Raw genomic sequence first — 18,252 nt, 5'->3', positions numbered from 1 at the left:
TATGTCCTGGGCGCTCTCTCTGCCCATCGAATCCCTGAAAGACTCGAGCGCGCGACACGTGCTGCTGTGTCTTGCCAACTATGCCGGTTCTAACGGCGCTGGCGCCTTTCCATCTGCGTCGACCCTGGCACAAGACACCGGCCTGTCTGAGCGCACCGTGCGCTACAAGCTGGACGATCTGGAGAAGGTCGGCCTAATCCTGAAAGGCAACCAAGCTATCGCCGCCGTGCACATCGATCGTCATGACCGTCGACCAGTCGTTTACGACCTTCAACTATCGCGGGGTGCAAATCCTGCACCCCGTACAAAACGGGGTGCAGATGACGCAACGGGGTGCAACTCACAACAGAACGGGGTGCAGCCTGGAACAGAACGGGGTGCAGAATCTGCACCCAATCCGTCACTGAACCATCAGGTAACCGAAGAGCAGCTGCAGCGCGATTTGGCCGACGAGATCGCACAGCAAGAGCAGGTCGCCGCCGAATGCCCAGCGGCAAACCAACGCTTCGCCATGTTCGCCACCTGGGTTCCCCCGACCAAAGCTTTGTCCGACCAGATTGCAATCGCAGGGCTACCCGCCGACTGCGTTCCCGACGAAGCCATCCGCAAGTTCAAAGGGTTCCACTGCGCCAAGCCGAACACCCTGGATTCAGCTGCCGGCTGGTGCTACCGCCTAGTGCAGTGGGTTAAGCGTGAGCGCGTTCAGGCCGCTGGGCGCGGGCAAGAACCTGACTTCAACGACACCAGCTGGGGCGATGACCTAGGAGGTCTGTGATGAAATCCGTATCGAGCGTGCTGCAAACCCTGTCCAACGTTCCGAGCGCAGAAGTCGTGCCTCTCAAGGCGGATACGGGGACCGTGCAGGTGATCAACGCATTGTTCCGTGAGTTGATGGCGATCTTTCCAGCCTGGAAGCAGGCCTGGCCCGATCAGGAAGCGATCAACGCGGCGAAGGCAACCTGGACCAAGGCCTTCATGGCCGAAAAGATCACCAAGATCGAGCAGATCCGCTTCGGCATCGAGCAGTGCAGGAAGGCCGGTTCCGACTTCGCGCCGAGCGTTGGGAAGTTCATCGCCCTGTGCCAGCCCACTCCCGAAATGCTTGGTATCCCAACGCTGGACGCAGCCTTCCGTGAGGCTTGCCGCAATGCCCATCCGGCAATGGCGGGCCAGGCGAGCTGGTCGCACGACGCTGTCTGGCACACGGCCAAGGAAGCCGGCTTCGAGAACCTGAACCGCCTGGAGACCTCGCTCGCCCGGAAGCTGTTCGAGCGCAACTACGTGATCACCGTGCGCCGCCTGGTCGAAGGGCTGCCGCTGCAAAAAATGCCGCTGGCGCTTCCTGCTCGGGCAGAAGGGCGTCGCACCCCCGAAATCGGAAACCAGGCCTTGGCCGAGTTGCGCGCCGGTCGCGCTGGAGGCGCCCGTGCCTAACTCGCGTCTTGCCCAGGTCGACCCAGCAGCGTACCGGTTCGCCGTGCATTGCTGCGGCTACAAGTGGGAGCTCACCGACAAGCCTGACCGCGCCGTCGCGTTGTTCGAGCACGCATCGGCCGCCTTGAAGTTCGGCCAGGTGATGTGGCCATCCACCTATGAAGTCATCGATCGCACCACGGGGGAGCGGGTATGCGCGTGACCTCGAAGAAACTCCGCGCCTCGGCCAATGGCCAGGAATGCACCGTCCGTTTGCCAGGCACATGCAATTTCAACCCGGCAACCACCGTGCTTGCGCATTTGCCGTGCGGGCAGAAGGGCATGGGCATGAAGGGATTCGACACCGTCGCGGTTTACGCGTGCAGTGCCTGCCATGACGTTATCGACGGCCGCGCTGTCGGCGACGTGGACTGGTCGGACATGCCGCGCGCTATCGCCGAAACACATGAGGCCCTGATCCGGGCCGGAATACTCAGCGTAAAGGGGGCTGCATGAACGACATTCTGGTTCACCTCTGGTTGGCCTTTCTGCTGGTTGCCTTCGGTGGCTGCCTTGAGGGGATTCGCCGTTTGAGCCGCCGTGAGCGGGTGGCGCGAGGGGAGCGCAATTGAAGCCACTGACCATCAAACCATTCATTGTAAAGCCTGTTCGCAGGAAGTCCGTCGACCGTGAAGGGCAGGAGCAGGCGGTGTTGATGATCGAGCTGCGCCTCCGCATGCCGGAAGTCGCTGATCTGATCTTTCACGTTCCGAACGGTGGGCACCGGGTGAAAGCCGTCGCGGCGAAGTTGAAGGCCCAGGGCGTGAAGGCCGGGATTCCCGACCTGGTCTTGCCGATGGCCCGCGGCGGGTACTTCGGTCTGTACGTCGAATTCAAGGCCACGCCACCGAATGACGCCGCGATCTCCGACAGCCAGCACGAACGCATCCGCAAACTCAATGCCCAGGGCTATCTCGCAGTGGTGTGCTACGGCCACTTCGACGCGATGGAGCAGATCCGCGCCTATCTGCGGCTCGCTCCTACAGTGGTGGCCGCATGACCATGACCGTGGCGTTTTCTGATGCAGAGCTGCGCCGTCGTGCGGATGACCCTGCCGCGGTGCTGATGCGTGATCCTCGGCACCCGGGTCTGTACTTTCGCTTCACCGAGGCGCGCCCGCGTGGGACGTGGAGTCTGGTGGTGCGCAAGAAGTGGAACCGGATTGGTGCCTATCCCGACTTGTCGGCGAAGGCCGTGTTGGCCGCGCTGCCCGACCTGCGCATGCGACTGGGCACTGATCCGGAGGCAGGGGCAGCCGTATCGCCCTGGGCAACACTGGGCGAGCTGCTGAAGTGGTACGCCGACCGCATGGGTCGCGACCGTAACCTCTCCGGCAAGCGCAAGGCCACGGGCAAATCGGCGATTGCCTGCCACCTGATCCCTCGCGTGGGTGATCTACCGCTGACCGATATCCGCCATGGCACCCTCGACACTCACCTGATGTGGCCGCTTCAGGAGACTCTGTCGCTGGAGTTCGTACGGTTGATCTTCGGCCTGCTGGTGGTCGCCTGTCGCCAGGCTCACACGCTGGGCCTGATCCCGACCAACCCAATGGCAGGCATCAAGTTCAGTGACTTCTCCAAGACCAAAATCAAGGCCAAGCCGGCTCGCCTGCGGGGTGTGCAGATCGAGCCTCTGTTGAGCCAGTTGCATGCGTTGTTTGAGGTCGATCCACAGCCGGCCATGCTCGCGTTGATGATGCTCTGTCACGGCACACGCATCGGTGAAACCCGCAAGGCTCAGTGGTCGCACATCAGTATCGCCGAGCGCACCTGGTATCTGCCGGTGGGCAATACCAAGACCCGCGTCGAGCACTCGCTCCCGCTGACCGATCAAGTCTGCACCCTTCTGATCCGGTACCGCGCGGCACAACAGGCGAGCAATTACGACGGCGATTGCCTGTTTCGCTCCCACAGTGGAAAGGGCATGAGCGAAGGGCAAGCCAGTGCCGTGTTCACAGGGCTGGGGAAGGGTGAATGGAGCAGCCACGACCTGCGCAAGTTGGCCAGGACCGGATGGGCAGACCTCGGGATCGACTTCCTGATTGGCGAGATGCTGATCAATCACGCGATGGGCCACAACGTGCAGGCCTACATCCACACCACGGTTGAAGAGCGTAAGCGCGCTGCCCTCGAACTGTGGCACAGCCATTTAGACGGCAAGGGTTTTTCCCTGATTCATGGGTTGAAGGAAGGTAGAAACGAAAATTCGGGTAATGCGCTGGAAGCCACAGAACACAAGGCCTGCAAGGCTCTTCAAGAATCAACCATAGGCGAGGTTTAAAAATGGAAAAAAGGACTCACGGACCCGCCTTTGTGCGTTGCCTGATCCCGCTCACCGACTGCCCGTCGTGCGCCGGAAAAGGGGTCGTCAAGGGGGTGTTTCATGAACTCGACTGCATCGGCTGCCACGCCTCCGGCCAGGTCCATGCGGTGACGCTGGAGCCGTTGTCGGTGGAAGACCTGGTGGTGCAGTTGGGCATGCTGCTGCGCCGGGAGCGTCACTTCTCGTCCCTGGCACCGGCGGCAAACGACACCGTCGAGCAGTACCAGCAGCGCAATAGTCGCGGCGCCGGCCGCTCGTCTTTCAAGGGGGATTGATTCATGGCGAGAACAAAGAATTTCACCGAACGCACTGCCGAGGATCTGCTGGAGCATTGGGGGCGCTGGGTGGTGCTGGGCTCCGGTGTGTCCTGCTGCGCATCACGCGAGAACACCCTCGCAGATCCAATGATCACCGACGACGATGCACTGATGATGGATCGCCTGATTGGCCGGCTACGCAATCGCTACCCCGAGGCGGGGAACGTGATCATCAAGTACTACACGTCGCGTGACATCGACTTGATGACTGTAGGTAAGCGCCTGGGCTTTGGCTATGGGAAGACTCAGGGGCTCTGGAAGGCCGGTATTGCATGGATAGACGGCGCGCTTGATCTTCGTCGAGAGGCTGCGTAGCAAGCGGTAAAAGGAAAAGCTAAGCTTGGATTTTTGGCCGGAGACTGCTTGTGAAATGGATAGCAATAGTTGTCGTTGTTTTGATTGTTGTTGGGATGATTCAGGGTGCTTTCAGACGTTCAGGGAAAGCACCTGCCACTCCATCGATTGCGAAGCCTGATGCTCAACCGAAAACCTCTGCAGCGGGCGGTCAGGTAAAGCTCACGAACAATCAAATCGTTTGTTTGACCAGTGCAAGTTTCGACACGCCGATCTACGCAGAGAACCCATCACTCATGCATGGCCAGATGCCTAATGGTGCATCTTGTTTCAATTTGCGGACTGTCGATTCGCTTGTGAAGAAAGGTTTTTTATCCTCCGATTCGAGAGGTGGTTACCTGCTCACGCAGGAAGGAGCGGCAGGGCTGAGGCAAGCAATGGGGTTTGGTGGGTAATCATCTTGCCGACGCTTGACAGCATCGATTTGAATCTATAGTTTTCACGTTACTTTGCGGTTTTTCCGCGAGCAAAGCCCGTCGTTACGATGGGCTTTTTGCTTTCTACCATTCCATGAGCCTCGGCATTTGCCGGGGCTTTTTCGTTTTCGGCTCCACCACCCATTGCTCCGAGCTGGGAGTGCTGTTGGGGCCGGACCTAATGCACTCCCCGCAAGGGAGGTATCGAGATGCCAAACATGCCTGAGAAGGATCCTGGCCTGTGGGCCGCTGTGCTTGCCTGGTTGGTGATGCATCAGCCACAACTCTTCGCTGCCGGATTATCGGTCGGCATCGCGGTGTTGCGGGTGATGTATGGCGGTGGCACACGTCGTCAGATGTATCTGGAGGGAGCGCTGTGTGGGTTGGTCACGCTTTCACTGGTGCCCCTACTTGAGTGGATGGGGCTGCCGCAGAGCATGGCCACGTTCGCAGGTGGCGCTGTTGGTTTCCTCGGTGTGGAGAAAGTTCGCGGCTATTACGATCGTGCGGCTGCTCGCAAGGTAGAGGGTTGATGGCGTGCGGTGGATGCGCCGCTCGGCGCGACTGGATCAAGAAGTGGAGCAAGGTAGCGTATGAGCGATCCATTGATCTCATTGCTGGAAAGACTGGTAATCGCCCAAGAGAACACGGCTCGGTCTCTGGACCAGATAGCCGGCAGGTTGGACCTACTGATCCAAGCGATGGCCGCTGATGAGCCAGAGGATCCGGATGCGCCGCCTCTGACATATATGGACGGCACGCCATGCCGCTGAGGCCACAGAAGCCATGCAATGCCCAGGGCTGCAATGTGCTGACCCGCAACCCTCGCTATTGTGAAGCGCACGCGCACCTGCTCAAGAGCCATGCGCGGGAGAAGCCTCGCGAGACGAGCGCCGCCCGTGGCTATGGATACAAATGGCAGCAGGCCCGTGCTGGATGGCTGGCCAAGCATCCGCTTTGCCGACACTGCGAAGCACGCGGCCTGGTAGTTGTGGCCACCGACGTTGACCACATCGAGCCGCATCGTGGTGACATGAGCCTGTTCTGGGATCGAACCAACTGGCAGTCCCTGTGCCACCCCTGCCATTCGGTGAAGACCGCAGGCGAGGACGGTGGATTCGGCAACGCCGGCCGGGCAAAAGCAGAAAAACCGTGAAAAAACAGAAAAATCGAGACAAATGAGAGCGATTCTCGCTCGAGGGGAGGGGGAGGGTCGAAAGTCCGGGCCTTTTCGCTTCTAGACCGCGCCCTCAATCGTTTTTTCACACCCGCGAAATTAAAAATTCAGGAGTTGCGCGATGGGAGGCACCGCCACGGTCGCCGGCCGTGGTCGCAAACCCAAGCCGACGGCCAAGAAACAGCTCGCCGGCAACCCAGGTAAGCGAGCGCTGAATACTGCTGAACCTGAGTTCTCCAAGATCACCGACGTTGACCCGCCGGAGTGGTTGAGCGAGCGCGCTGCCGTGATGTGGAAAATGATTCTTCCCGAGTTGCTGCGCGAGAACGTCGTGGCCCTCACGGACCTGCACAACGTCGAGGCCTTCTGCACCGCCTATGACAACTGGCGGATGGCTCAAGAGTCGATAAGGGACAACGGCATTGTTGTGGCCGGAGCGACCGGTGGGCCGGTGAAGAATCCCGCGCTGACAGCGGCCAACGAAACAATGCGCCAGATGGTGACCTTCGGGTCGCTGCTAGGCCTGGATCCTTCCAGCAGAACCCGGCTGATCGGCGGTAACAAGCAGAAGGAAACCAACGAATTTGCCCAACTACTGAGATCATAAATGACCAAAGCCCTACACCCAAACGTCGACAAGGCGATGGCGTGGGGCCGGTCTTTGCTCCGTGGAAAGGTCCCAGCCTGCCGATACATTCACCAGGCGGTGCAGCGTCACTTCGACGACCTGACCGCCAGCCGCAAGCGCGGTTACCGCTTCAAGTTTGATCCGGCGAAGGCCGAGAAGAAACTGAAGCTGATCCAACTGCTGCCGCACACCAAGGGTGAGTGGGCGTTCAAGCGACAACTGATCAGCCTGGAGCCGTGGCAGTTGTTCGGCCTGGCCGTAACCTTCGGCTGGGTCAGGAAGAAGGGCGGTCACCGTCGTTTCCGCGAAAGCTACTGGGAAGTGCCTCGCAAGAACGGTAAGTCTGTGGTGGCCGGCGGCGTTGGCATCAGTATGTTCGTTGCCGACGGCGAGTTCGGCGCCGAGGTGTATTCCGGTGCAACCACTGAGAAACAGGCGTGGGAGGTTTTCCGACCGGCAAAGCTGATGGTGAGCAAATCGCCCATGCTGGTGCAGGCCGCGGGGATTGAGGTCAATGCCTCGAACATGAACATACCGTCCGACTTCAGTCGCTTCGAGCCCTTGATTGGCAACCCGGGCGACGGCGCTTCACCCAGCTGCGCCATCGTCGACGAATACCATGAGCACCCCACGTCAGCCCAGTACGACACCATGCTGACCGGCATGGGTGCCCGCCGGCAGCCGCTGATGTTCATCATCACCACCGCCGGGGCCGACATCGAGGGCCCGTGCTACGACAAGCGGCGCCAGGTGATCGAGATGCTCGAAGGCACCGTGCCTGATGATGAGTTGTTCGGCTGGATCTGGACGCTCGACGAGGGCGACGACTGGACAGACCCGAAGATGCTTGCCAAGGCAAACCCTAACCATGGGGTGTCCGTGTTCCAGGAGTATCTGGAAAGCCAGCAGGCCCGGGCGATCCGCTCTGCGCGGTTCACGAACACGTTCAAAACTAAGCACCTGAATCTGTGGGTAAGCGCGAAGGCCGGCTTTTTCAACATGGAAGACTGGAAGGCGTGCGAAGACACCACGCTGACCCTGGAGCAGTTCGAGGGCCAGGAGTGGATTGCAGGCTTCGACCTGGCGCGCAAGCTCGACATGAACTCCCGAGCGCGGATTTTCTGGCGCGTCATCGACGGCAAGACCCATTACTACAGCGTTGCCCCCAAGTTCTGGGTGCCATACGACACGGCCTATAACACCGATAACAAGCGAATGTCCGAGCGGTTCCAGGCGTGGATCAACTCCAAGCATCTTGAGGTTACCGACGGTGCCGAGATCGATTACCGCGAGATCCTTGAGGACACCAAGGAGGCCAACCATCAAGCGCCGCTACGAGAGTCACCAATTGACCCTCATGGTGCTACGGGCCTGAGCCACGACCTCGACGATGAGGGTTTCAATCCGATCACGATCACGCAGAACTACACCAACATGTCGGACGCCATGAAGGAGTTGGAAGCGGCTATCACAGCCGGCCGATTCCATCACGACGGAAACCCGATCATGACCTGGTGTATCGGCAACGTGATCGGCAAGTTTCTGCCGGGCAACGATGATGTCGTGCGGCCCATCAAGCAGGGCGATGACAACAAGATTGACGGCGCGGTCGCCACGATCATGGCGGTCGGTAGCGTGATGCGTCTGGCTCATGTGCCAAGCAATGACGGCTTCTTCGAAAACCCCATCATGGTAGGAATCTAATGGCGCGCGATAAAAAACCAGGGCGGGTGAAGACCGCACTGCTGGACTGGCTGGGCGTGCCCATCGGCCTGAACACCGGCGCCTTTTGGCAGGAATGGTTTGGCACGTCTGCCAGTGGGAAGCACGTCACCGTCGACAAGGCGCTGCAGTTATCGACAGTTTGGGCATGCGTCAGGCTTCTTTCGGAGTCGGTTTCCACCTTGCCCTTGCGGTTCTACAGGCGGCTTCCGGACGGCTCACGGGAACAGGCGAAAGATCATCCGTTGTATCGATTGTTATGCCGGGTCCCAAACGCAGAAATGACCCCTCAGCGCTTCATGCTGCTGGTGGTGGCGAGCCTGTGTCTACGTGGTAACGCGTTTGTCGAGAAGAGGATGATCGGGCAGCGCGTTGTCGCTTTGGTGCCTCTGCTTCCTCAGTGTATATCCGTGAAGCGCCTGGACAATGGCCGGCTTCAGTATATGTACAGCGAGAACGGCGCAGAGCGGGAGATTCCCGAGAAAAATCTAATGCACATTCGAGCGTTCGGCCTGGATGGAGTTTGCGGGATGCTCCCCATCACCACCGGGCGTGAGATCCTCGGTTCAGCGATGGCGGCAGAAGAGGCCGCAGCCAAGGTCTTTGCCCAGGGTATGCAGGCTTCCGGCATCCTCAGCAGTGACGCCGATCTGAAACCACATCAGCGCGAGCAACTGCGGGCAAGCCTCACCGCTTTCATGGGCTCGACCAACGCCGGCAAGATCATGGTGGCCGAGGCCGGCCTGAAGTATCAGGGCATCACGATGAACCCTGAAGCGGCGCAGATGCTTGAATCTCGGTCGTTCAATGTTGAGGAAATCTGCCGCTGGTTCCGTGTTCCACCGTTCATGGTCGGACACATGGACAAGCAGTCCAGTTGGGCATCTTCGGTAGAGGCTCAAAACCTGCACTTCCTCACCAACAGCCTGCGTCCACTGCTGGTAAACATCGAGCAGGAAATTACTCGATGCCTGATCGGTGAAGCCGACGCAGACGAATACTTCGCCGAGTTCGCGGTGGAGGGATTGCTGCGGGCCGACAGTGCTGGCCGAGGGGCTTGGTACAACACGGCACTGCAGAACGGATGGATGTCTCGCAACGAGGTGCGTCGGCTGGAAAACCTGCCTCCGATCCCAGGTGGCGACACGTATACGGTTCAGTCGGCGCTGGTTCCCCTGGATCAACTCGGAAAACCGACCGCGGGCGCATCGCCAGCGGCATCGGCATTCATGCTGCGGCTGGTATCGGCGCGTAATAACGGCGACCGAGACGCTATCAATAAGGCGGTCGAACTGGCCTCCGAGGCCCTCGAAGCCGGGAACCCAGACGGCCCAATGATGGCCCATGCGCTGATATCGATGCCGCTGCTCAAAGCGGCCTGACCTGGAGTAAACCATGACACTCAAGTCCCTGCCGGCAGCGCCGGGGGTGCGGCCACACGCGCGCGTCGAATCCGATCTACTGCCTAAAGCCATGGAGCACTGGAACCCGGCGATCAAGGCTGCAACCGGTGACGACGCCACCACTATCACCATGTACGACCCGATCGGTATGGACTGGTGGACGGGCGAGGGCGTGACCGCCAAGCGTGTAAGTGCCGCGCTGCGCAACATCGGCGACAAGGACGTCACCGTGAAGATCAACAGCCCAGGCGGCGACGTTTTCGAAGGCCTGGCCATATACAACCTCCTGCGCGAGCACAAAGGCAAAGTCACCGTGCAGGTGCTTGGTCTAGCCGCATCGGCGGCATCGTTCATCGCCATGGCGGCGGATGAGATCCAGATCGCACGCGCCGGTTTCTTCATGATCCACAACGCCTGGACCATCGCCGCCGGCGACCGCAACGACTTCACCGAGGTAGCGACTTTCCTCGACCAGATCGACGGCACGCTGGCCGACATCTACTCGATCCGCACCGGCGACGATACCAAGGTCATTCGCGGCCTGATGGACGTTGAGACGTGGATGGGCGGTAGCGCCGCGGTTGATGCAGGTTTTGCCGACGGCCTGCTGCCGTCCGATGCGGTGAAGGAAGATGCGAATGCGCTGGCTCCGCAGCAAATCGCGGCCCGGCGCATGGATACGATTCTCGCAAAACAGGGAATGCCCCGTTCTGAGCGCCGAGCCCTGATTCAAGAACTCAAGGGAGGTATGCCAGGCGCTGCCCCCTCCGGTACGCGCACCGCTGCCGACAACCAGGCCGATCTGGCCAATCACTTTGCCGAGCTACAGGCCGCGTTGTCGCGGTTCTCGGCAGCAGCTCTCAAGTAACCGGAGAAACGACCATGGCAGAGAACACCGCCGACCTGCTCAAGCAGGTTTCCGCCGAACTGGAAAAGGCATCCAGCGACTTCAGCAAAAAAGCTGAAAACGCACTGGACGAAGCAAAAAAGGCGGGCACCTTGTCCGCTGAAACCAAGGCAGCAGTCGATGAGCTGGCGTTGAAATTCAACTCCCTGACCGAGGCTGAGAAGCAGCTGAAAGCCAAACTCGGTGAGGTAGAACAGGAGTTCGCACGCCTTCCTTCCGCGAGCGCCCCGCAGATCCGCGACAGCCTGGGTGGCGTGGTTATCAAGAGCGAAGCGCTGAAAAACTTCGCAGCCAGCGTTGAGGGCGGTAAGCGCGTGAACATTCCGGTGAGCGCCGCATTGCTGTCGACTGATGTGCCGGCTGGCATTGTCGAGCCGCAGCGTCTTCCAGGCATCGACGTAGCGCCGAAACAGCGCCTGTTCATTCGCGACCTGATTGCACCTGGCCGTACTACTGCACCGGCCATCTTCTGGGTGCAACAGACTGGCTTCACCAACGCCGCCAAAGTCGTGGCTGAAGGCACCGCCAAGCCTTACTCGAACATCACGTTCGCGTCGAAACTCACCGCAGTATCGACCATCGCGCACATGTTCAAGGCATCCAAGCAAATCCTGGACGACTTCGCGCAGTTGGGCTCTACCATCGACGTCGAAATGCGCTATGGCCTGAAGTACGTCGAAGAAAGCGAAATCCTGTTCGGCGATGGCTCCGGTGTTCACCTGCACGGCATCGTGCCACAGGCCTCGGCATTCGATCCCGCGTTCGAGGTCGAGAATCAGTCTGGCATCGACGATCTGCGGCTTGCCATGCTGCAGGCCCAGCTGGCGCGGCTGCCTGCTTCAGGGCATGTCCTCCACTTCATCGACTGGGCGAAGATCGAGCTGACCAAGGACACCCTGGGTCGCTACATCCTGGCCAACCCGCTGGGCCTCGCCGGTCCAGTACTGTGGGGACTGCCGGTGGTGGCTACCGAGGCGGTCGGTTTCGAGGGCAAGTTCCTGACTGGTGCTTTCCAGACCGGGGCGCAACTGTTCGATCGTGAGGATGCCAACGTGGTGATCTCCACCGAGAACGCCGACGACTTCGAGAAAAACCTGATCTCGATCCGTTGCGAAGAGCGCTTGGCGCTGGCAGTGAAGCGTCCGGAGGCGTTCATCTACGGCAACTTCACTGCTCCAACCACTCCGTAAATCTGACGCAGGGCCGCCGTAACGGCGGCCCAACAGGAGTCGATCATGAAACTTAAAACTCTCAAGCCTCTATACCTCGGCGGCCAGACCCTGGTCGAAGGTACGGCTTTCGAGACCATTGAGCAGCACGGTCGCGAGCTTATCCAGAAGGGCTATGCCGAACAGGACACCTCCGAAGGCGAGGTGGCTGTGACCATCTCCCTCGACGACGCGGCCGGCGCCGGTGTGCTCACCAGCGGTTCACTGAATCCCGTCACTCTGCCGATCACTCCGCCGGCTGAAGCCTTCAAGGCGAAGCACAAGGGCGCTGGTAAATGGATCGTGGTGGACTCTGAAGGAAATCAGGTAGGCGCGTTTTCTGGTAATCAGGAAGCAGCCAGCGCGGAAGTTGAGCGCCTGACTGCCGGCGGTGAGCCTGAACCAGCCAAGGAGTAAACAATGTCCGTTATCGCAATCGACGTGGCCATGCACCACCTGCTGGCCGAGCCTGAAGACCAAGATTTGGTCCAGGCTCAACTCGATGCGGCGGAGGAGGCGGCGATGCAGTTCCTCAACCGTCGCTTCTTCCTGGACCAGGTGTCTCTCGATGGTGCGCGCGCCGGCGTTCAACCATTCATGCAGCAAGCCAAAGCGGTGCATGTGGAGTCGATAGCTGCTGCTGAGACGGAGCGGGACCACTCTCTGCGCTGCCGCTTGCTCGAGCACGCCCGCCAAGCACTGGCCGAGGCTTACGATCAGGCCGATTCCATCGCCTATGGCATGGTGTTGAACTCCGCTATACAGGCGGCCTGCCTACTCAAGCTCGGGCATCTATTTGCCAACCGCGAGGATGTCGTCACCGGCACCATTGCGACCGAGCTGCCGCTGGCTTCGCAACACTTGCTGATGCCTTATCGCATCCGGATGGGTGTTTGATGCGCGCCGGTCGTTTGCGTCAGCGAATCACCTTCCAGGAGCCGGGCTTGGTGCAGGATCCCGCATCAGGCGAAATGCTACCTGGATGGGAAACCGTCTGGGATAAGGTTCCAGCCTCGGTCGAACCGCTCAGTGCCCGCGATCTGATCGCGGCGCAGGCGGGCCAGTCCGAAGCGTCGGGCAGGATGGTGATCCGGTACCGAGACGGCGTGCTGCCTACGATGCGCATTCTGCACCGCGGGGACGTTTACAACGTTCAAGGTTCTCCGCTTCCCGATCCCGACTCCGGTCTCGAATACCTCACCATTCTGGTGGCGAAGGGGTTGAATGATGGCTGACGGGGTCGAGTTCAGCATTACCGGGCTGGATGCACTGCTTGGGAAATTCGAATCCATCCGTTACGACCTCAAGCGCAAGGGTGGCAGATCATCGCTACGCAAGGCTGCGCAACTTGTGGCCGGAAAGATGAAGGAGGGCGCCGAAAGGATCGATGACCCCGAAACGGGCCGATCGATCGCGAACAATGTGGCGCTGCGTTGGAACGGCAAACTGTTCAAGTCTACCGGTGACCTTGGGTTCAGGATTGGTGTTCTGCACGGCGCCGTGCTGAAAAACGGTGGCGACACCTCGGCCAACTCGCCGACGCCACACTGGCGCCTGATTGAGTTCGGTACGGAGAAAATGCGCGCCCAGCCGTTCGCGCGCAAGGCGCTCGCTGACAACATCAGCCTGGCTACCAATGCGTTCGTCACGGAGTACGAGAAGGCTATTGACCGCGCGATCAAGCGCACCGCCAAAACCGCAGGGGGTGGCTGATGCCGGCAGCACCAATATTTGCCGTTTGCTCGGCTGATGCCGCAGTCCGCGCTCTGCTTGGGGTTTCACCCCTCAGGCTGTTTCCATTCGGTGAAGCGCCAGAGGGCGTCGCCAAGCCATACGCTGTCTGGCAACTGATTACCGGCAGCCCGGAAAACTACTTGGCGGGCCGGCCAGACATGGACGGGTATACGCTGCAGGTTGACGTTTACGGCGCGACGGGCGCATCCGCAAGGGCCGTTACCGAAGCAATTGTTCATGCCATCGAACTCAAAGCCAACGTTGTGAGCTGGGGCGGCGAGAGTAAAGACACCGCAACAAATCTCTACCGGTCGAGCTTCGACGTCGACTGGCTAGTGCCCAGGTAACAACACGCCAATCCCCGGCCCGCCATGAGCGGGCTTTGTTTTGTCCGCAGGAGACCGCTATGTCCATTCTCACTCAGGGCACGCAGGTGTTTGCCCTTGTTCCACCGCTGACTGGTAACGGTCCTCTGACCGTAATGGAGGTGGAGTGCGCCACCAGCTTTGACCCGGGCGGTGCGCCGGCCGACCAGATCGAGGACACCTGCCTCAGCGCCAAGGAGCGCAGCTACAAAAAAGGTCTGCGCACTCCGGGCCAGGCTTCACTCGGCTTGAACGCCGATCCGAACAACGCCAGTCACATTCGACTGCATCAGCTGTCCGAAGCCGACGGCGATACCACTGTGAAGTGGGCGGTTGGTTGGTCTGACGGCACCGCCGCTCCGACCGTTGATACCGGTGGTGATGACTTCGAGTTGCCGGCCACTCGCACATGGTTCGTGTTCGAAGGCTACGTTTCGGACTTCCCGTTCTCCTTCGCAGCCAACACCGTCGTGACCACCACCGCAACCATTCAGCGTTCGGGCGGCTCCGCCTGGATCAAGAAAACGTAAGGGCGCCTCATGAACTTGAGTGAACTGAAAGCCGCCGGCGGCATTGTTGGCGGCGCCATGGTGAAGAAGGCCGTGGTCTGGAAACACAAGGATTCCAAGGGCAAGCCGCTCGAGGACAAATTCTTCATCCACGTCATGCCGCAATCCTTCGGCATGGTCGAGCAGCTTTTTTCCTCCACTGATTCGGAGCAAAGCCGCAATGCCAAGTACATCTCCGCCTGCGTGACGCTCGGTCCAAAGGGTGAAGAGTCCATCCCCTATGAAGATGCCTATCGACTGGACCCAGGCCTTGGCTGGGCAATCCTCGGCGCTGTCCATGAGGTGAATAACACCGGGGCGGATCGCGTAAAAAACTGACTCCCGCCGATGAGTTCTGGCACGAACTGGTGCTGAACGGAATCGGCGGGAGGACAGTGGCCGAGGCCAAAGCCAGTATCAGCTACCCCGAAGCGATGGCCTGGGTGGCGTACCGCAATAAATACGGCTCCTTCAATCTGGCCACTCGCTCCGAGCAAATGGGCGCCATTGTCGCGCTTCAGGTCCATCGGATGGGCGGTGGCAAAGCCGACCTGGCCGACTTCATGCCCCACCAGCCCAAAGCTGGCATTTCGCTCGAAACGGCGATGGCCGAGTGGACTTGACCTCGATCTCAACAGGAATGACCCATGGCAACTCGCTCGCTTGGCACACTGACGCTGGACTTGATCGCCCGCATCGGCGGCTTCGAGCTGGGCATGGACAAGGCGGGCCGTGTCACTGAAAAGCGCATGAAGGAAATGCAGGCCCGGGCTGAAGAGGCGGGCAAGAAGATCGGCGGAGCCCTGGCCACGGTTGTGACCGCCACCCTCGGTGTGGGCACCGCCTCGCTGGTGATGTTGAAAAACACAGCCGCAGCCACGACCGAGACGGATCGGTGGGCGAAGTCGCTCGGTATCGGCACCACTGTTTTGCAGCAATGGCAGTACGCGGCTGAGCGCGCGGGGCTGAGCGGTGACAAGATGGCCGATATCTTCAAGGATATCGGTGACAAGATCGGCGATGCGGTCATCACCGGTGGCGGCGAAGCGATCGACGGGCTGAAGAAGCTTGGTCTTTCCGCCGAGGACCTGGCCCGCATGTCGCCGGACAAGCAACTGCTGGCCATTGCAGATGGGCTCAAGTCCGTTTCCACCCAGTCTGAAAAGATCAACATTCTCGAAAGTCTCGGCAACGACCTGTCTCGCCTTCTGCCGCTGCTCGATCATGGCGGTGAGAGCCTGCGGAAATATCTCGCGCAAGCCAAAGATTTCGGCATCGCGATGGATCCTCAGCAGATTGCGAACCTGGTCCGTGCGAACGAGATCATCCAGGACCTGCAGGCTCAGGCTGAGGGTCTCCGTAACGAATTCGTCTCTGGCCTTGCCAGTGTCGATATGAGTCCGTTACAGAACTCGCTCGACGGCCTGCGCGACATCGTCAAGGATCCAGGCTTTCAGCAGGGAATGTCGGACCTTGCCGCGCTGGTGGTCAAGTTGACCGGCGCAGCGGCTACGGGGCTGGCTCAGTTGCCGAACGACCTCCGGGCGATGATGGCCGATTTGGAACAGGTCACGTCGTTCTTTTCAGGAGACAGAAAAAAGCAGCACCTTGCTGGTGTTGCCGAGGAAGAAAGCACCAACCGCGCGCTGGATGCGTACAACAAAGCGGAAGGTGGCCTCAATAAATTTGCTGCCAACCCGACTTTGTTCGTCGGCGATCTCTTCGGGCAAGACCTTCAGGCAGCCAAGAAAGCATCCGACGACCGTTTGGCCAGTTACAAGGCCTACAGCGAACTGCGCGGCTGGGGTGACAAAAAGCTGGTCGAGGGCAATAAACAGGTAGAACAGCAAGAGCAGAAGGTAGCCACCGCCTTCACCGGAACGACCGCAGCTTCGCTGAAATTGCTCGATTCGTACGATCGCATCAACAAGCTGCAAGAGGATCGGGCTGACTTGGTGAAAGCCATGGCCAAGGATCCCGGCAACTCGGACCGATATCAGCGAGCCATCGCTGCAATCGACAAGCAGATGGCCCAGCTCAATGGCACCACCAAAACCGCGACGGACGCCCAAAACAAGCTCAAGGAACAGTTGAAACAGGCCGCCACCGCTTTCGATCAGTTGCGCAAGACCTACGACCCGGTTGGCGCTGCGGCCAGTGAGTTCGCCAAGCAGACCGTCCAGATTGATCTGCTGCTCAAGAACGGGAAAATCTCCCAGCAGCAATACGGTCAGGCCACTGCTTGGCTCGCCAATCAGTTCAATGAAGCAGTCAACTCGGCAAACGGACTGTCCCAGGCGCTCCAATTCCAGGCGGATCTGGAGCGGCAACTGAACAATCAGCGTGCGCAGTACGCCGCGCAGGCTGCGGCTGTTGGGATGGGCAGCAAGGATTCCGACCGTTACCTGCAGCGGCTTGAGTTGGAGCGGCAAACCAATGACCAGGTGCTTTCGCTGCGAACCGAGCTCGCCACAGCCACGACTGATCAGCAGCGTAAGGCGCTTCAGGATCAGATCGACCTGACCAACGCGTACCTGCCGAAGCAGATCGAGGCGATGAAGGAGGGCTGGGCCCAGATGGACGCGGCCCAAAGTGATTGGACCAATGGCGCCCGGGGCGCATGGCAGGACTATCTCGACAGTGCCCGGGATGTGGCCGGGCAAACGCGAAGCCTGTTTGGTGATGCTTTCAGTTCAATGGAAGACGCAGTAGTGAATTTCGCAATGACCGGGAAGCTCTCGTTCTCAGACTTCACGAAATCGATTCTGGCGGACATGGCGCGCATTGCAACGCGACAGGCGAGCTCAGCCCTGCTCAGTAACCTGGTGAGTGCCGGTGTGAGCTATTTCGGTAGCGGGAGTGCCGGTGCTTCTGCCGGATCCACCCAGGCCGGTTACACCGGCACCGATCTTTCTGGGTTCACTCCTGGAAGCATTCAGGCGAAGGGCGGAGCCTGGTCCTCCGGCGTTCAAATGTTCGCGAAAGGCGGTGCCTTCACCAACAGCGTCGTTACCCAGCCAACGGCCTTCGGGATGGCTGGCGGTACTGGCTTGATGGGGGAGGCCGGCCCGGAGGCGATCATGCCGCTGACTCGAACTGCCGACGGATCGCTGGGCGTCAAAGCGATTGGTGGGACGGACGGCGGTTCGATCAGCGCTAACCAGGTGCTGATCCAGCAAACGATTGAGGTTTCAGGTTCTGGAGAAGGGTCGTCCTCTCAGAAAGACATGCAGGTTGTGGGGCAAGCATATGCCGATGTCGCCAAGCGAGGCGCGCAGCAGGCCATTGCTCAAGAACTGCAACCAGGCGGGCAAATCTGGAGGGTGATAAATGGCCGTTGAAACCTTCACTTGGTGCCCGAAAGTCGAGCCCACCAGCGCACCGGAATATCGGGTGCGCACCTCTAAGTTTGGTGATGGTTACGAGCAGGTCGTTGGCGACGGAATCAATAACAAGCAGGACAGTTGGCCTCTGACATTTGTTGTCGGCGAGTCAGTTGCCGTTGAAATCAAGGCGTTCCTCGACCGGCACGGCGGTTTCCGGTCTTTTCTCTGGACGCCGCCGCTCGGCCAACTGAGCTTCTTCAGAGCAACGGCGCCGACGGTCACCCCGAACGGCGCTGGCGTCTTCACCCTCACGACCACCTTCACACAGTCATTTCTCCCATAAGGTTTT

At 59.9% G+C, this 18,252-nt stretch carries 26 protein-coding genes; all 26 read left to right on the top strand.

Annotated features, from left to right (window positions below; genetic code table 11):
- The first annotated feature begins 1 nt into the window (after nt 1).
- The gene (locus ABTV29_RS21320; RefSeq protein WP_433771960.1) at nt 2-775 is read left to right on the top strand and encodes a helix-turn-helix domain-containing protein; all 774 of its coding nucleotides are present in this window, start codon (nt 2-4) and stop codon (nt 773-775) included.
- Nucleotides 775-1,434 (top strand): replication protein P, encoded by a 660-nt coding sequence (locus ABTV29_RS21315; protein WP_433766660.1) that lies wholly within the window; start codon nt 775-777, stop codon nt 1,432-1,434. Before ABTV29_RS21320 ends, ABTV29_RS21315 begins: the two co-directional genes overlap by 1 nt.
- Nucleotides 1,427-1,636 carry a hypothetical protein gene (locus ABTV29_RS21310; protein WP_433766659.1) on the top strand — a complete coding sequence of 70 codons (210 nt, stop codon included), beginning with the start codon at nt 1,427-1,429 and terminating at the stop codon, nt 1,634-1,636. The genes ABTV29_RS21315 and ABTV29_RS21310 overlap by 8 nt, the downstream gene beginning before the upstream one ends.
- Entirely contained in the window at nt 1,627-1,929 is a 303-nt protein-coding gene (locus tag ABTV29_RS21305; RefSeq protein ID WP_433766658.1) for a nuclease domain-containing protein, read from the top strand. Before ABTV29_RS21310 ends, ABTV29_RS21305 begins: the two co-directional genes overlap by 10 nt.
- Before the next feature lie 112 nt (nt 1,930-2,041).
- Nucleotides 2,042-2,473 carry a VRR-NUC domain-containing protein gene (locus ABTV29_RS21300; RefSeq protein WP_433766657.1) on the top strand — a complete coding sequence of 144 codons (432 nt, stop codon included), beginning with the start codon at nt 2,042-2,044 and terminating at the stop codon, nt 2,471-2,473.
- Complete coding sequence (locus ABTV29_RS21295) at nt 2,470-3,756, top strand: tyrosine-type recombinase/integrase (protein WP_433766656.1); 1,287 nt, start codon at nt 2,470-2,472, stop codon at nt 3,754-3,756. The genes ABTV29_RS21300 and ABTV29_RS21295 overlap by 4 nt, the downstream gene beginning before the upstream one ends.
- 2 nt (nt 3,757-3,758) lie before the next feature.
- A complete protein-coding gene (locus ABTV29_RS21290; RefSeq protein WP_433766655.1) occupies nt 3,759-4,073 on the top strand; it encodes a hypothetical protein in 315 nt (104 codons plus the stop codon).
- 3 nt (nt 4,074-4,076) lie between these two features.
- The gene (locus tag ABTV29_RS21285; protein ID WP_433766654.1) at nt 4,077-4,430 is read left to right on the top strand and encodes an antiterminator Q family protein; all 354 of its coding nucleotides are present in this window, start codon (nt 4,077-4,079) and stop codon (nt 4,428-4,430) included.
- Between the two features lie 50 nt (nt 4,431-4,480).
- The gene (locus ABTV29_RS21280; RefSeq protein ID WP_433766653.1) at nt 4,481-4,864 is read left to right on the top strand and encodes a hypothetical protein; all 384 of its coding nucleotides are present in this window, start codon (nt 4,481-4,483) and stop codon (nt 4,862-4,864) included.
- Between the two features lie 230 nt (nt 4,865-5,094).
- The gene (locus ABTV29_RS21275) at nt 5,095-5,418 is read left to right on the top strand and encodes a phage holin, lambda family (protein WP_433766652.1); all 324 of its coding nucleotides are present in this window, start codon (nt 5,095-5,097) and stop codon (nt 5,416-5,418) included.
- Between the two features lie 230 nt (nt 5,419-5,648).
- Entirely contained in the window at nt 5,649-6,041 is a 393-nt protein-coding gene (locus ABTV29_RS21270) for an HNH endonuclease (protein WP_433766651.1), read from the top strand.
- A 142-nt stretch (nt 6,042-6,183) separates the two neighbouring features.
- Nucleotides 6,184-6,669 (top strand): phage terminase small subunit P27 family, encoded by a 486-nt coding sequence (locus tag ABTV29_RS21265; RefSeq protein WP_433766650.1) that lies wholly within the window; start codon nt 6,184-6,186, stop codon nt 6,667-6,669.
- Nucleotides 6,670-8,394 (top strand): terminase large subunit, encoded by a 1,725-nt coding sequence (locus ABTV29_RS21260; protein ID WP_433766649.1) that lies wholly within the window; start codon nt 6,670-6,672, stop codon nt 8,392-8,394.
- On the top strand, nt 8,394-9,794 hold the full coding sequence (locus tag ABTV29_RS21255; RefSeq protein WP_433766648.1) for a phage portal protein: 1,401 nt from the start codon (nt 8,394-8,396) through the stop codon (nt 9,792-9,794). Before ABTV29_RS21260 ends, ABTV29_RS21255 begins: the two co-directional genes overlap by 1 nt.
- 13 nt (nt 9,795-9,807) lie before the next feature.
- Nucleotides 9,808-10,683: a head maturation protease, ClpP-related gene (locus ABTV29_RS21250; protein WP_433766647.1), complete on the top strand. Its 876-nt coding sequence runs from the start codon at nt 9,808-9,810 to the stop codon at nt 10,681-10,683.
- A 14-nt stretch (nt 10,684-10,697) separates the two neighbouring features.
- Nucleotides 10,698-11,912, top strand: coding sequence for a phage major capsid protein (locus ABTV29_RS21245; protein WP_433766646.1), 1,215 nt, complete (start codon nt 10,698-10,700; stop codon nt 11,910-11,912).
- A gap of 45 nt (nt 11,913-11,957) precedes the next feature.
- Nucleotides 11,958-12,347 (top strand): hypothetical protein, encoded by a 390-nt coding sequence (locus ABTV29_RS21240; protein WP_433766645.1) that lies wholly within the window; start codon nt 11,958-11,960, stop codon nt 12,345-12,347.
- 3 nt (nt 12,348-12,350) lie between these two features.
- Complete coding sequence (locus ABTV29_RS21235; protein ID WP_433766644.1) at nt 12,351-12,827, top strand: head-tail connector protein; 477 nt, start codon at nt 12,351-12,353, stop codon at nt 12,825-12,827.
- Nucleotides 12,827-13,165: a phage head closure protein gene (locus ABTV29_RS21230; RefSeq protein WP_433766643.1), complete on the top strand. Its 339-nt coding sequence runs from the start codon at nt 12,827-12,829 to the stop codon at nt 13,163-13,165. The genes ABTV29_RS21235 and ABTV29_RS21230 overlap by 1 nt, the downstream gene beginning before the upstream one ends.
- Nucleotides 13,158-13,643: an HK97-gp10 family putative phage morphogenesis protein gene (locus ABTV29_RS21225; RefSeq protein WP_433771959.1), complete on the top strand. Its 486-nt coding sequence runs from the start codon at nt 13,158-13,160 to the stop codon at nt 13,641-13,643. The genes ABTV29_RS21230 and ABTV29_RS21225 overlap by 8 nt, the downstream gene beginning before the upstream one ends.
- Nucleotides 13,643-14,011 carry a DUF3168 domain-containing protein gene (locus tag ABTV29_RS21220; RefSeq protein WP_433766642.1) on the top strand — a complete coding sequence of 123 codons (369 nt, stop codon included), beginning with the start codon at nt 13,643-13,645 and terminating at the stop codon, nt 14,009-14,011. Before ABTV29_RS21225 ends, ABTV29_RS21220 begins: the two co-directional genes overlap by 1 nt.
- 59 nt (nt 14,012-14,070) lie before the next feature.
- The gene (locus ABTV29_RS21215) at nt 14,071-14,559 is read left to right on the top strand and encodes a phage tail tube protein (protein ID WP_433766641.1); all 489 of its coding nucleotides are present in this window, start codon (nt 14,071-14,073) and stop codon (nt 14,557-14,559) included.
- A 9-nt stretch (nt 14,560-14,568) separates the two neighbouring features.
- Nucleotides 14,569-14,916 (top strand): phage tail assembly chaperone family protein, TAC, encoded by a 348-nt coding sequence (locus ABTV29_RS21210; RefSeq protein ID WP_433766640.1) that lies wholly within the window; start codon nt 14,569-14,571, stop codon nt 14,914-14,916.
- 29 nt (nt 14,917-14,945) lie between these two features.
- Nucleotides 14,946-15,200, top strand: a complete 255-nt coding sequence (locus ABTV29_RS21205; protein WP_433766639.1) for a phage tail assembly protein T — start codon at nt 14,946-14,948, stop codon at nt 15,198-15,200.
- A 24-nt stretch (nt 15,201-15,224) separates the two neighbouring features.
- Nucleotides 15,225-17,918, top strand: a complete 2,694-nt coding sequence (locus ABTV29_RS21200; protein ID WP_433766638.1) for a phage tail tape measure protein — start codon at nt 15,225-15,227, stop codon at nt 17,916-17,918.
- Nucleotides 17,908-18,246: a phage tail protein gene (locus tag ABTV29_RS21195; RefSeq protein ID WP_433766637.1), complete on the top strand. Its 339-nt coding sequence runs from the start codon at nt 17,908-17,910 to the stop codon at nt 18,244-18,246. Before ABTV29_RS21200 ends, ABTV29_RS21195 begins: the two co-directional genes overlap by 11 nt.
- Nucleotides 18,247-18,252: the final 6 nt, after the last annotated feature.

Origin of the sequence: Pseudomonas putida, from assembly GCF_050989985.1 — a bacterium.
Classification (GTDB): domain Bacteria; phylum Pseudomonadota; class Gammaproteobacteria; order Pseudomonadales; family Pseudomonadaceae; genus Aquipseudomonas; species Aquipseudomonas putida_AI.
This window is presented reverse-complemented; position numbering and strand designations above follow the sequence as displayed.

What these genes read in the sequence shown, in the direction of transcription:
- ABTV29_RS21320 (WP_433771960.1), top strand. Translation starts at nt 2, where the DNA reads ATGTCCTGGGCGCTCTCTCTGCCCATCGAATCCCTGAAAGACTCGAGC.
- ABTV29_RS21315 (WP_433766660.1), top strand. Translation starts at nt 775, where the DNA reads ATGAAATCCGTATCGAGCGTGCTGCAAACCCTGTCCAACGTTCCGAGC.
- ABTV29_RS21305 (WP_433766658.1), top strand. Translation starts at nt 1,627, where the DNA reads ATGCGCGTGACCTCGAAGAAACTCCGCGCCTCGGCCAATGGCCAGGAA.
- ABTV29_RS21295 (WP_433766656.1), top strand. Translation starts at nt 2,470, where the DNA reads ATGACCATGACCGTGGCGTTTTCTGATGCAGAGCTGCGCCGTCGTGCG.
- ABTV29_RS21290 (WP_433766655.1), top strand. Translation starts at nt 3,759, where the DNA reads ATGGAAAAAAGGACTCACGGACCCGCCTTTGTGCGTTGCCTGATCCCG.
- ABTV29_RS21285 (WP_433766654.1), top strand. Translation starts at nt 4,077, where the DNA reads ATGGCGAGAACAAAGAATTTCACCGAACGCACTGCCGAGGATCTGCTG.
- ABTV29_RS21275 (WP_433766652.1), top strand. Translation starts at nt 5,095, where the DNA reads ATGCCAAACATGCCTGAGAAGGATCCTGGCCTGTGGGCCGCTGTGCTT.
- ABTV29_RS21270 (WP_433766651.1), top strand. Translation starts at nt 5,649, where the DNA reads ATGCCGCTGAGGCCACAGAAGCCATGCAATGCCCAGGGCTGCAATGTG.
- ABTV29_RS21265 (WP_433766650.1), top strand. Translation starts at nt 6,184, where the DNA reads ATGGGAGGCACCGCCACGGTCGCCGGCCGTGGTCGCAAACCCAAGCCG.
- ABTV29_RS21260 (WP_433766649.1), top strand. Translation starts at nt 6,670, where the DNA reads ATGACCAAAGCCCTACACCCAAACGTCGACAAGGCGATGGCGTGGGGC.
- ABTV29_RS21255 (WP_433766648.1), top strand. Translation starts at nt 8,394, where the DNA reads ATGGCGCGCGATAAAAAACCAGGGCGGGTGAAGACCGCACTGCTGGAC.
- ABTV29_RS21250 (WP_433766647.1), top strand. Translation starts at nt 9,808, where the DNA reads ATGACACTCAAGTCCCTGCCGGCAGCGCCGGGGGTGCGGCCACACGCG.
- ABTV29_RS21245 (WP_433766646.1), top strand. Translation starts at nt 10,698, where the DNA reads ATGGCAGAGAACACCGCCGACCTGCTCAAGCAGGTTTCCGCCGAACTG.
- ABTV29_RS21240 (WP_433766645.1), top strand. Translation starts at nt 11,958, where the DNA reads ATGAAACTTAAAACTCTCAAGCCTCTATACCTCGGCGGCCAGACCCTG.
- ABTV29_RS21235 (WP_433766644.1), top strand. Translation starts at nt 12,351, where the DNA reads ATGTCCGTTATCGCAATCGACGTGGCCATGCACCACCTGCTGGCCGAG.
- ABTV29_RS21230 (WP_433766643.1), top strand. Translation starts at nt 12,827, where the DNA reads ATGCGCGCCGGTCGTTTGCGTCAGCGAATCACCTTCCAGGAGCCGGGC.
- ABTV29_RS21225 (WP_433771959.1), top strand. Translation starts at nt 13,158, where the DNA reads ATGGCTGACGGGGTCGAGTTCAGCATTACCGGGCTGGATGCACTGCTT.
- ABTV29_RS21220 (WP_433766642.1), top strand. Translation starts at nt 13,643, where the DNA reads ATGCCGGCAGCACCAATATTTGCCGTTTGCTCGGCTGATGCCGCAGTC.
- ABTV29_RS21215 (WP_433766641.1), top strand. Translation starts at nt 14,071, where the DNA reads ATGTCCATTCTCACTCAGGGCACGCAGGTGTTTGCCCTTGTTCCACCG.
- ABTV29_RS21210 (WP_433766640.1), top strand. Translation starts at nt 14,569, where the DNA reads ATGAACTTGAGTGAACTGAAAGCCGCCGGCGGCATTGTTGGCGGCGCC.
- ABTV29_RS21200 (WP_433766638.1), top strand. Translation starts at nt 15,225, where the DNA reads ATGGCAACTCGCTCGCTTGGCACACTGACGCTGGACTTGATCGCCCGC.
- ABTV29_RS21195 (WP_433766637.1), top strand. Translation starts at nt 17,908, where the DNA reads ATGGCCGTTGAAACCTTCACTTGGTGCCCGAAAGTCGAGCCCACCAGC.